This is a genomic window from Micromonospora sp. LOL_014 (assembly GCF_048060245.1).
Lineage (GTDB): Bacteria > Actinomycetota > Actinomycetes > Mycobacteriales > Micromonosporaceae > Micromonospora_E.
Window position 1 is genome coordinate 1 of the sequence record NZ_JBHMIP010000043.1, and the last position, 13053, is coordinate 13053.

Genomic DNA, 13053 nt, shown 5'->3' on the forward strand with positions numbered 1-13053 from the left:
TCGCATACGCGTACCCGTGCATCTGCTGCGGATCACTCACATCGATGATCGGATCCACCGAAATGAACCGACCAGTCTGCGGGTCATACTCCCGCGCACCCAGTTGCGTCAACCCCGTCGACACATCCTGCGTACCACCGACGAAACCCTTCTCACCCAACCACTGCCCAACCCCCGGCTGAGTGCCACGCGCAGTGCCGAACGGCGCCATCCGCCGATGCGTGACCTGCCCCGTCGCCCCGTCCACCGCGGCCTGCCCGGAACCGTGATGATCCGCAGCCTGCACCTGCACACCCGCGACCGTCCGCACCACCGTCAACTGACCGCCGACCGGGTAGTAGCGCGTCCCATCGACCACCGAGTTGGAGCGGTTCAGCTTCAACTCCATGTTCGGCAGATACACCGTGATCGAATCCGGATCCTTCCGGACCAACCGACCGCCATCGGCGTCGTAAACGAAACTGGTGGTCTTCCCGTCCTCGGTGACCGACTCCAGCCGGCCCTCGGCGTTCCAGACCAGGTCCTGCTCCTCGCCGACCCGGACCCGCTTCGTCGTGTTGCCCGCCGCATCGTACTCGTACGAGTACAACCGGTCACCGGCCGACGTCTCCTCGACCACCTGCGACAACGTGTGCGGCTGTGCCTGACCCGGCTGCGGATACGAATACGTCCGCTCGACCTCGTCGGCCCCACCTGCGGCGTGGATCGTCTCGCTCAGCCGGTTACCAGCCAGGTCGTAGCTGTAGGAGTGGTGGTACGGCGCCGGCCCGCCCACTCCGCTGGTGCCCGGCCCACCCGCACACGGATCACTCGCCGTGGTCGCCGTGCTCCAGGCCCGCGTCATCCGCCGCAGATAGTCGTACTGGAAACACTGGATGTCCCGCACTCCGGAGCCCGGCCGGTCAGCGATCGACAGCACGTTACCAGCGTCGTCGTACTCGTAGTGCTGGTCGATGTCGCTAGTCGGCACCATCGGATTCTCGCCCGAAAATGCCTGCCTGCTCAGCATCGACCGGGTCAGCCGTTTGGTGCCCTCTTCGTAGAAGTAGGTGCCGTAGACCTTACGGCTACCGACGCTAGTTTCAGCCTGCAGCAGCTCGCCCGTCTGCGCGTACTCAGCCCGGCTGAGGTACGTGTACATCGAGTTGCTGATCTTGGTAACCCGCTGCAGATCGTCGTAGCTGTAAACAATCGTTTCGCCCGGAAGCCCGCCGCTTTCAGGGAAGCTCGTGCTCTGTACGGTTCCGTCATTGTTGTACTGAGTAAAGAATCGATAGGTTCCGGCGAGTTCGGCGTGGGTGTCTGCCTCTGGGATGAAGTAGCGGGTCTCCTGCACCCGATAGAAGGCATCTCTAGCCGGGTAGATGACGTGGTACTTGTGACCGCCCTCGACAATGCGGGTGGCGAAGTAGAGCTGCCCCTTCGCGATGGTGTCGTAGCCCCACTCGGCTAGCTTGGTGCCGGTTTCGACCGAGCCCTGGTAGGTGCCGGTCTTGCGGCCGAGCACATCGTAAGTGTGGCTGATCGTGATGCCCCGGCCGTCCGTGGCGGAGGTCAACTGGTCGTAGTCGTTGTAGGTGAAGGTGCTGGTTCCGCTGTCCGGGTCGACCGCTTCGATCTTGCGACCCCGTTGGTCGTACTCATAGGTCCACACGTTGCCGGCCGGGTCGGTGACGCTGGCCTGCTGACCGGCTGGAGTGTAGGTGTACGTGGTGCTGTCGAAGCTGCCACTCGACCCGGCACCGTGGTATTGCCGTAGCTCGACGACCTGACCGCGGGCATCGGTGATGGTGGTCGTCGGGGTGCCGCCCGTCGGCGGGTCGACATGCATGCGGTCCCCGCCGTACGTGGTGATTGTCCGCCACTTCTCCTGACCGGCGACCTGGGTAATGGTGTCGGTGACCCGGTCCACGCCGTCGTACTGATACACCGTCTGCAGGTCTACATCGCCGTTTACCGTCTTCAGCAGAGTGCTTGACGGGGCACCGGCGGCGTGGAACTTGTCGTTGAACTTCGCCACCTTGCCAGTGGCGGTGTAGAAGGTTTCCGAGACGAGCCGTCCACCGTCCGGTCCAGGGACCTGGATCTGCCGAGGGCGCAGGAAGCCGTCATAAATGGTGTACTCAGGAGTCAGCCAGTTACCTGCACTGTCGCGCCGCTCGGTCTTTACCGAGACAGGTGCGTTGTCCTGGTTCCGGTAGGTGTATTGAATGCGTGGGCTATCCGGGTGAGTCGTCCTTGGACGGTGCGGCAGCCAGACCCGGACGGCACGACCAAGCTTGTCGTACTCGACGTCAGTGCGCTTGCCGTTCCAGTCGATCTGGGTGACCGGCTGTCCCCACGCCGGGTGGTAGTCGGTGGTCGCGATGAACCGGGTGTCGGCGGTGCCGACCCGGATCTGCGGCCCAGTCTCCATCTTGCGGGTGGTCAGACCGTTCGTCTCGGTGTAGGCGATGTTGGTGACCGCGCCGGAGCCGTCCTGCGCCGTCAGCGGCCGGCCGTACATGTCGAAGGTGCCTTCACCGACGGTGACATAGCTCGCGGCGGAACCGCTGTGGCTGGCGAGCTTCTCGATCCGGGTGGCGTTGCCCTTGGTCGGCGTCACACCGTATGCCTGGCCGTCGTACGAGGTCCGGTTGTCGGTGAGCAGTTGGGTGGCCAGGTCGGGGTTGGTGACCGAGCAGGCGACCGACACGGTCTCCTCCCGGGCGACCAGGGTCCGTAGCCGCAGGCTGTGGTTGTCGGCGTAGGTGGTCCGGGTGCACTGGTCGTCGGCGGCGGTGCTGACGTCGCCGAGATCCTCGACCTGCGTGACCCGCCCGACCGGGTCGGTGTATCCGCTGGTCGCCGGGTCGTAGGTGGTGATCGACTTCGTTTCCCGCCAGCCGCCGCCAGCCAGCGCGGTGAAGCCCCGACTGACCCGCGGCTTGACGAAGAACGCCCGATCGGTGCCCCACGGCCGGCTGTAGCTGGCGGTCTCGTAACGCCACGGGCTGGTCACCGATTTGCTGCTGACCTGGGAGCCGTTGTAGACGGCGGTCTCGATCTCGAAGCCGGCGAGTTCGTCGTGGTCGGTGTGGGAAGTGCCGACCGAGTCGGTACGGGTGACCGTGCGGGTGCCGCCGGCCGGGTTCTTGTCGCCGTGCATGCCGCGCAGATAGGTGTGCTCGGTGCGGGTGGTGAAGGTCTCGCCGTCGCCGCGCCGGACGCGCACCTTCTCGTAGCCGCGCCACTGGTTCCAGGTCAGCAACTCGGTGTCACCGATGCCGTCCGGGTCGGCGTGCCGCCAGGCCGCGTCGCCCAGATACTCGTAGCTGGTCACCATGTCCGGGGCCAGGGCGGTGCCGGGCTCGACGTTCGTGCGGTCCGTTTCGGTGACCGACTCAACGACGTACTTGTGGAACCAGTCGGTGATCGGATTCACCTCGCCGCTCGGCGACCACTTCACCGGGTAGCAGCGGCGGGTGCTGTTGCCGGGGGTCGGCAGCGAGTTGGCCGAGCAGTCCGGCGACTTGTAGGTGACATCGACCTGACCGCCGGAGTCGGTGTAGACGGTGGTCAGTCGAGGCCGGATCAGTGGGGCGACGTTGTCGCCAGGGATGTCGATCCGGTTGGGCAGCTGCAGCGGGCCCAACTCGACCGAGGGCACGGTCAGCGGGTCGCCGCCACCGTAGCGGCCCTGGTGGTCGATCTTGTGCAGCCACAGCGACCGGCTGCCGTCGGCGTTGTTGGTGAACAGGTGGGTCAGGTTCCACGAGTCGACCGGCGTCCATCCGCTGGTGGTGCGGATCTCGGTGGTGATCTGGCTGACTCGCTTGCGGGTCCAGAAGCTGGGTGACGACTGGCCGGCTGTGCAGTGGGTTCCGGCAGCGCAGTTGCGGTCCCACGGCACGTCCGGCCAGGAGTTGGCCGTGCTGTTGTTCAACTGACCCGGCGCGCAGGTGATACTGCCGCTCGGGATGCACCGTTCGGCGTCGGTGAATACCACCCGGGCCGGTGCCGGGGTGGAGTAGACCGCGTTGTGCCGCTGGCCGTAGTCGATCCGCTTGAGCCAACCACCTCGGTGGTACGCAGTGCCGTTGACGGTGGTCTGCGCCCGCAGCGCGTAGTGGTTCGTCTCCCGCTCGTAGAAGTACGAGGTGACGTTGCCGTGCCGGTCCTTGACGTAGTCGAGGTTCCACCGCCAGGCCTGGTGGCACCAGGCGTTCGCCAGTGTCGAGTTGTAGCAGGGTTCGCCGCTGTCGTCGCCGAAGACCGGCACCGTCCACACCGAGTTGGTTTCGGCGTTGCCGGACGCCCATCCGGGCAGCCGGTTCAGCCCGAAGTAGTGCTCGGTGCCGTCGATCGTGGTGACCTTCCAGAACTCGCGGTCGTTGTCACCGTTGACGGCGCCGTCGACCGTCCCGCTGTACCGCTCGATCTTCGACCCGTCGTCGTTGGCGAACCGCCAGGTGCTGCCGGTCCGCACCAGCGTGCTGGACCGCCCGTTGAGCATCAGTACGGCGTTGTCGTGCGCCCAGCACAGGTCGCCCATGCCGTCGCGGCCGTCGTCAAGACAGGTGTTGTAGCGGCGTTCGACGTACCCGGGGTCGTAGCTGAAGCCCTCGCCCAGCCAGGAGCCCTGGTTGTTGGTGGTCGCAGTCCGCCCGTCGGTGGCCTGCGAGTTGTAGCCGAGCACCACCGACGGGGTCAGCCCGCCCGGCACCGGCGGCACCCGCATCGGGTACGACCAGTTGAACGCACCCGATGACGGTGACACGTTCCACTTCGACGACGGCGCGAACTCGGTCGCGCCGAAGCTGCCCTGCGCCGAAGCTTCCGAAGCGACCATTGCGAACAGCGCCGAGCCGGCACCGACGTCGATCGTGGCGGTAAGGGTGTCGGTTCCCGCGTTGTTGACCGCCGGTACCGGCTCCGGCGCACACGCCGACGCGTCCGGCGTGGTCAACGCGCACTCGGGCAACCGGACCAGCCTCAGTCGGGAACCGAAGTCGCCGCCGTACGCATCGGCGATCCCGGCATAGCTCAACGCCACCCGGACGGTGCCGGCACCGGTCTCGCCGGCGGCCCGCCCGATCCGGGTGACCGGTCCGTCGACCTTCGCTTTCGTCGACACCGCGCGGTCGAGGGTCTGCACCCGCACTCTGCTCGGCGACGCGGTGCCGGCCGCACGGCCTGCCCCACTGGTCGGACTGGCCACCGGCGTCGCCGGCACCTCCACCGTCCCGGCCGCCGGCCAGGCAACCTCCGGTGCGGTACGCAGCGCCGCCTGCACCACCGGGTTCGGCTCGCGGGGCGGCACCGGAGCCGCCGGGCGGTCCGGAGCCGGTTCGTCATGTTGCTGGACGGCCGGTGCCCCGGAGGTCGGCTCGGCTTGGGCCGGGCTCTCCACCCCCTGCAGCAGGCCGGCGGCGACGACGACCGCCGTCGCCCAGGTGACAGCGCCGGTCAGCCGTCGACGGCTGACCGGGGTCGTAGCCAGAATCCGGGAACTCATCACCACTCCAAAGGGCCGGGCGAAGCGGGCGGGAAGGCGAGGCATCGGGTCAGAGGTATGGGTTCGGATCGATGGAGGTCATCAGCTGGATCGTCTCGTCGTCGGCGACCCCGGTGTAGACGCGTACCTCGTCGACGACACCGCCGAGGTACTGGCCGAAGCCGCCGTTGTGCAGCGCCCGGCCCACCTGCAGGGGTCCGTCCGCCCGCCAGCCGGCGGTGTAGGTGGCGGCGGCGGTCACGGCGACCTCGCCGTTGACGAACAGCCGCACCTCGTTGCGGAACGCGTCGTAGACCACCGCCAGGTGCTGGCCGTACTGGTCGGCGCTTGGCAACTGTTCACCATCGAAGACCAGGGTGGTCTGCGGGTCGTTGGTGTCGCTGTGCGGCAGCACCAGCTCCCAGCGGTTGGCGCTGCCGCAGCGGATGACGAATCCGCTCGCGACGGTGCCCGCCTGGGAGAGCACCGCCTGGTCCCGGTCGCCGCAGGTCGGGCTGGGCAACCGCACCCGGGCGGCGACGGTGAAGCTCCCGTCGGTCACCGCCACCGGTGCGTCGGTGCGGGCCCGGTCGTCGACCCCGTCGAGTACCAGATGTCCACCGCCGACCAGCGGCGGTTCAGCGAACGGATCCGCGTCGACATCCGGTGCGTACAGGTCGGCGCCGCCTTCCAGCAGCAGCTCCTGACCGTTCTCGTCGTCGTATTCGGGGCTGCGGTCGCCGGAGACGTCGTCCAACGGCCAGTAGCCGAGGCGAATCGGCCGCAGGGTGGACAGTTCGCTGACCTCCCGGTGCACCAGCACCCGGTCGTAGACGGCGATGTCGGCCAGCTCGCCGGCCCAGCCGGCGGTGTGGCCGCTGCGGGCGTACGCCCGACCGATCTGCACCGCGCCCCGGGACTTCCACGCCGACCGACGCTGCACGGTCGGCTGGACGTCTCCGTTGACGTACAGCGTCATCGTCTTGAGCTCCGGGTCGTACGCAGCCGCCAGATGAGTCCATTCGTCGCGAATCGCCGGGGCGGTGCTGGTCACCGACCAGCCGCCCAGCGACAGCACGTCCGTCGACGGGATCGCGAACTCCCACTTGCCGGTGGCGGCGTCGAAGCCGAGGGTGAAGCCGGGCTCGCCGCTGCCGTCCTGGCTGACCGCGACCCGGTCGGTGGTGTCGTCGGTGAGCCGCACCCAGGCGCTGGCTCCGAACCCGCTCGACGTGTCGACCAGCGCCGAGCTGGTGGTGGCCAGGTAGCTGTCGGCGGCGTCGCCGGTGAACTGGATTGCCCGGTCGAACTGGCACTCGGAGCCGGAGTCACCGCAGCCCGGCCCGGACACTCCGAACGTCACCCCGGCTCCGGCGACCGCCGGATGGTTGCCCCGGGCGTCCTCGGCCGACGCGGCACCGGCTGCCTCGCCGAGCCCCCATTCACCTGCCGCCAGCCGGGTCGGCACGGAGAACACGCAGGTGGCGATCGCCGACCGCAGGCCGGACTGGTCGACCGCCTGCACCGTGACGATGTTCGGGGCGTCGTCGCCCGGCATCCAGCGCAGTGACACCGGGCCGCCGGGGCTGGCCGGCACCAGTTCGTTGTCCGGCAACGGGTTGGTGTTGAACCCGTACAGGTAGCGGACGGTGTCGGTGGAGACCGAGTCGAAAATGAAGGTGCCGTAGATGCCGACCCCGCCCCGGTGCTGGTCGTCCTCGACGCAGGCGCTGGTGTGCTCACCGGCGTCGAGTGGCAGATACTCCGGTGAGTCGATGTCCGGCGCGGCCGGCGCGGTGGAGTCGTAGACGAACTGGCAGGCGGTCTGAGTGCTGCCTTCCCAGCTCCACGGCCCCCAGACCTCCGAGTCGCCGGCCCGGACCTCCCAGGTGATCGGCGTGTTCTGCGGGATGCTCGATGGCAGGGTGTACTGGAAGCGGGAACCGCTGGCCTTCCACCCGGTGGTGACGTAGTTGTTGACCCGGGTGCCGGCCGAGTCGTACCAGTAGTAGAGGATCTGGCCCCGGACATCCTCGGTGTGCGACGAGCTGTGGTCCGGGTCGCGTAGCACCATGAACAGCGTCGGCGGGGTGTCCACGTACGGTCGGTTGGTGCCGGTGACGCACTGGCCACCGGGTGACATGGTCAACTCGGACTGCTTCGGTTGGCTCGGTGTCCGGTTGTAGTGCACAGCCAGGAGCGCGTTTCCGCAGAACCGCTTGAACGCCGTCTGGTCGTTCTCGTCCGTGGCGGCAAGCCCGAACGTGGTCGTCGACCAGCCCTTGGTCACAGCTTCCCGCACCGCCGCGGTGGCGGTGAAGCCGACGTTCTGGTTCGTCGAGGTGCAGGAGTTCTTCTTCGCGGTCGGTGCCTTCGTCTGCAGCAGGACGCCGAGCGCCGGTTTGTTGTTCCAGTTCGTGCCGGAGCTGATGCCGGACGACGCCCGGTACAACGAGACGTTCTTCGGGGTCGAGTTGTACGTGTGGGTCATCGTCACCCGGAACTCCGCGCTCAGGATGGTCCGCCCCGCGTACGGTGTGGGCAGCGCGTAGTAGATCCGCTTCTTCCCGACCTTGTTGCACTGCCCGGAGTTGACCGGGCAGTTGCCGACGCCTTCGGTGCCGGAGAACTTGTGGTACGACATGTGCGGGTAGCCGCTGGCAACCATCGCCCAGTCGCTCCTGCGGGTGTCCTGCCAGACCGGGTCGATGTAGACCGGCCAGCGGGTGTCGGGATCGGTGAGCATCGCCTGGTCGGGCAGCAGGGTGAGGGTGTCGCCGTCGATCCGCCAGCCGATCGGTGCCTGGCTGGCACCCGGCGGGGCGGACCCGGTGGCGTCGACACCGGTCACGTCTCCGGCGTCGGAAGCGGTCCGGCCCGGCGTCGCGGCGTCGGTGCCGGCGGGGTCGTCACCCGAGTCCCACATCGCCGGTGCGGCGGCCTCCAGCACCGGCGCGCCGGACACCGTGTCGACGGCGGCCAGCCCACCTTCGAGGCCGTCCTGCACGGTCAGCCCGGCAGTGGCCAGGCCGAACTCCAGCTCGGCCAGTTCTGGATGCTGTGCCGCCTCCGGGGTCTTGACCACGAGTACGTGTGAGAAGCCGGTGACCTCGACATCGACCACCAGGTCCACGTCGGGCAGCACCTCGGCGTAGACGGCCTGGTCACCGTCGACCGTCGGCTCCGGCAGGGCACCGGGCCAGTCGAGGGTCATGCTGCGGCCGGCGCGCTCCACCCGTACCAGCGGGGTGTCGCCGCCGCCGGAGAGCCGCAGCCCGAGGGTGGCGGCCCGGGGGCCGATGCTGCCGTCGGCGGCGGTGACCAGGGTCGCGTCGGTCGGCACCCATTGGCCGTCGCGGACCACCCGGAACGGCTGGGCGTGCTGCACCGAAGTCAGCGTGCCGTCCGGGTTGGCGAACGTCTGGGAGCTCTCACCCTGCAGGGCGCCGATCTCGACCCGCTCACCGATGTCGACGGCGTGGGCGAACGCCTCGGCTTCGGTCTGCCGGACCGGCTCCGCGCCGTCCACAGCCGTTGCCGGTGCCGGTTCGTCCAACTCCGCCGCCGGTTCGGGGGCGGCCTGCTCCGTCCGGTCCGGGGCCGCCGTCGCCGGGCTGGCCACCACCGCGTACGCGGTCAGCAGCCCGGCCAGGCCGAGGCTCAGCCCGAGCCGGCGTCGGCCACTGAGCTTCGTGTTGCCACCGATCATGTCGCGGTCCTCCCCCGTCACGCCGTTCCACCTGTCGATGGCCATCAGTCGACCGCCGCCCCGAAGGCGACCGCTCCGGCGGGGAAGCCGTCTTCACCGGCCCGCCACACGTGCTCGGGCGTCGCCGACCCGGCGGCCAGCATCGACCAGGGGATGGCGTAGACCGCCTGGTCGGAGTACGGGCTGGCGACGTACAGATGGGTCTGGTTGCCGGCGATCGCCAGGCCGAGTAGTTCCTGCGCGGCCGGCGCCCCGGGCAGGGCACCGGACACCCGTTCCACGGTCGCGTAGCCGGTGATCGGGTCCGCGGCCGCACCGAACACCCGGATCACGCCGGCGTCGGCGGCCGACCCGGTGTCCTCACCGGGGGCGCCGACGGCCAGCAGCAGATTCTGCGCGGTCGCGGCCGATCCGGGTGCCAGGTTGACGAGGTGGACCCGCTCACCGAAGTAGTCGCCCTCCTCGTCGCCGCTGGGTACGCCGACGATGTGCTGGGCGAGGACCGGCAGTTCGGTGAATCCGCTGTCGGTGACGTGGAACCGCTGTACGACGCCGGTGTCGACGATGCCGGCGGCACCGTACTCCTTACCGGGAGCGCCGACGGCAAGGAACGAGTCGGTCCCGCCGGCGGGCGCACCGGCCGCCCGGTAGTCGACCATGGACAGCGACTTGCCGAACGTGTCGTTCGCGGTCGAGGTGCCCCACACGCCGGCCCGGTCCTGGTCGATCGCGCCGACCAGGGTGGGGCGGCCGGAGGTGTACTGGTGGCGGAAGACGTTGACCGCGCCGGCGAAGACCTCGGCGCCGATCGCCTCGCCCGGCGAGCCGATGGCGAAGTGGTGGCTTGACGCGGCCAGCGCATAGCCGGTCCTGTCGTCGTTCTCCAGCGCGCCGACCACACCGTTGCCGCCCTGGCTGAGCAGAATGTTCCCGGTGCCCCGCAGATAGTGCACCACGCCGGTGTCGACTGCGGTGCCGACGTCCTCACCGGGCGCGCCGATCAGCAGAAACGGCTCACCGACCACGGTGTGCCCGGCGGCGAGGGAGAACCCGAACCAGTCGCCGGCCTCGGTTGTCTCCGGGAACTCCGACTGACTCTGGTGCAGCATGATCGACGACGGGCCACCGGCGAGCCCGTCCGTGGAGCCGAGCAGCAGGTACACCAGGCCGCCGTCGACCTGGCCGCCGAGATCGTCGTACGGCACCCCGACGGCCAGGTCGGTGCAGCCGTCGTTGTTCACGTCGTAACTGGCCAACGCCGCGCCGAACTGGTCGCCGGCCCCGGCGGCCCCGGATCCCTGGATGTTGTTCTCGTGCAGGGTGTCGACGGCGCCGCTGCCGCCGTAGCGCACGTGCACCTGGCCGGCCTCGGCCTGCCCGGCGACGGTGGCTTCCGGGTCGGCGATCGCCACGTCGGCCACTCCGTCGCCGTCGTAATCGTTGGCGACTCCGCCGACGCAGCCTTCCGCTGGTGGCACGGTCACGTAGACGGTCATCTCGCAGAAGTCGGACCATACGGCGCTGCCGGTGACGCCGTCGTCGGCCCGCACCCTCCACTGGTAGCGGCCACCGTCGAGGAACGCGCCGGCCGGCACGGTGACGCTCGCGGTGGCACCGGAGGGGACGGTGCCGACCGTCTGGCCGCCGAGCGGCGCCGAGGCACCGACCGCCCACCATTCAAACTCGACCGACATCGCGGTGCCGTCGTCGTCGGCGACGCTGGCCTGGAGCTGCGGGGTCAAGGTGTTGACCAGTGGCCGGTTGGTGCCGGTGGCGCAGGCGGTGGCCGGCACCGTCGACCGGGCGGTCACCGTCGGCCACGAGTTGTACGTAACGACGGCGTACGGCACCTGGGAGGTGGAGGTGTCCCGGGAGCGGAACTGCTTGAAGGTGGCGGTGTCGGTCTCGTCGGTGGCCCGGATGCCCATGTGTGCCTGACTAGCCCCGGCGGTCGCGGCCCGCTGGAAGAACCCGGTGCCGCTGATCGTGGACCAGCCGTCGTCGCAGCTGGAGTCGTAGCCCATGGTCATGGTGGAGCTGGCTTCGTGGTGCAGCCACTGCGGCTGGTTGGTCCACCGGGTGGCGGTGCTGGCCGCGCCGGTGGACCAGATCTCCCATGCCTTCGGGGTGCAGGTGTGCGACCACCAGTTCCAGAAGTGGACGGTCGCCGAGTTGATCTGCTTGCCGGCGAGCACCGCCGCATCCCAGGTGACGAACGACCGGGTGATCGTCGGTGGACTGGTGGCAAGCAGCCCGATCTGCAGGTCGTCGGTGCCGCTCTGGTTCGTGGTGACGCTTTCCCGGACGTACGCGTCGAAGGTGGTGGACAGTGGGTCGACCGTCGGGTCGAGGGTGACCGGGTAGACGGTGTCGGGCGAGTCCAGCCAATCGGTGGCGGGGCGCAGCACCAGGTCGACGCCGTCGGCGCGGGCGGTGACCGTGGTGTCGATCGGTGCCGTGCGAGCTGGTGTGCCGGCCGGGGTGGTCTGCGCGTCCCACATAGCGGGTGCCGGGACGGTGGCGATGGGGTCACCGTCGGCACCGGTCAGGGTGATGCCACCGAGTTCGTCGTGGCGGTGCCCGGCGATTCCCGGTCCGGTCAGGGTGAGGGGGATCTCGCGGACCCAGTCAGCCGCGTCGCGGTGGCGCACAGTGAGTAGTTGCTCGAACCCGGTCCGGGTGGCCCGCACCACAAGGTCCACATCGGGCAGTACGTCGGGGTAGGTGGCGACGGGCCCGTCGAGCCGCGGCTCCGGCAGTGCGCCGGTCCAGCTCATCGCGATTCGGGCGTCGTCGTGGCCGACGGCTGCCAGCTCGTGGGTGCCGGCTGGGCGGGCACCGGAGATCCGCAGGTCGTTCGGGTGTGCGGCGGGCGCGATGCTGCCGTCGGCGGCCCGGCTCAGCCGCAGGTCGACCGGCAGCCAGGCACCGTCGCGGCGAACTCGGACGACGTCGGCGGCGATCCGTGCCTCGAGGTGGCCCTCCGGACGGGCCCACACCTCGGTGGTCTCCGAGGTCTGCCCGTCGACGCGGACCGGCTTACCGCTGTTCCGGGCGGCCTGCAGTGCCTGCCCCTGTGCCGTGGTGGGTGCGGCGAGCACGGTATCTGACCGCACTGGATCCTCGGCGGTGACGGTCGCCGCCACAGCCAGCAATACCGCTGCAGCGGTCAGCGCTGCGGTCCATCGTGGCGCATCGTTGGACGCGCGCCATCGACCCACGGCCATGCGGCCCTCCCCCGTGCGAGACCCTCAAGCTGAGTGATCTGTGACGCTACGGGGTCAATTCCTGACTGTCAATGAAAGTCGATGGGGTGGCGGCGCGACGCAGCGACCAGCAGCTACAGTTCACGATAGACGTATGTAGTCAGATCGTCGTCGCTTGGACCGTAGTCCTCGAAGTCCATGTTGGTCAGTGTCAGGTTGCCGTGCACGCTCAGCACCGTCTCAGGGAGCAGCCGAAACGGCTGGTCGCGGGTCGGCTCCACGAACCCGTCGTCGTCCTCGTCGCCCTCGTCCGGAGCGTCGTCCTCGTCGTCCGGGACCTTGACGGCGAGCAGCGGCTGCTCGCCGCGCATGGTCACAGCATCGGCGACGAAGAACACCGCCGGGCTGTCGTCCGCCGCGATCGCCGCCAGGACCTCCTCGACAGTGGCGCCGTCGAAGGCCGGGTCGTCGACGACCGTCGCCGCAGGGAGGTCCGTAGAACGTACCGGGTCGTTGTTCAGCCGACGCAGAATTTGCTGCCAGGCCGCCTCATCGGAGAAGTCAGTCCGCACCACGCACGGCTCGAACTCGAGGTCATCGGTCCGGACGATCAGCGGACGGGTAGGCATCTCGGTTTGGCTCCCTCGGATCGGCGGCATGGT

4 protein-coding genes are annotated in these 13053 nt (G+C 69.0%); all 4 read right to left on the reverse strand.

Going from position 1 to position 13053, the window contains the following annotated elements:
* A partial coding sequence (locus ACFHW1_RS26810) for an RHS repeat-associated core domain-containing protein (protein WP_416616411.1) occupies positions 1 to 5497 on the reverse strand: 5497 nt, incomplete at its 3' end.
* A gap of 49 nt (positions 5498 to 5546) precedes the next feature.
* Entirely contained in the window at positions 5547 to 9206 is a 3660-nt protein-coding gene (locus tag ACFHW1_RS26815; protein ID WP_416616413.1) for a LamG-like jellyroll fold domain-containing protein, read from the reverse strand.
* A gap of 23 nt (positions 9207 to 9229) precedes the next feature.
* Complete coding sequence (locus ACFHW1_RS26820; protein ID WP_416616414.1) at positions 9230 to 12412, reverse strand: DNRLRE domain-containing protein; 3183 nt, start codon at positions 12410 to 12412, stop codon at positions 9230 to 9232.
* Positions 12413 to 12525: 113 nt separating this feature from the next.
* Positions 12526 to 13020, reverse strand: coding sequence for a DUF6924 domain-containing protein (locus ACFHW1_RS26825; RefSeq protein WP_416616416.1), 495 nt, complete (start codon positions 13018 to 13020; stop codon positions 12526 to 12528).
* Positions 13021 to 13053 lie beyond the last annotated feature (33 nt).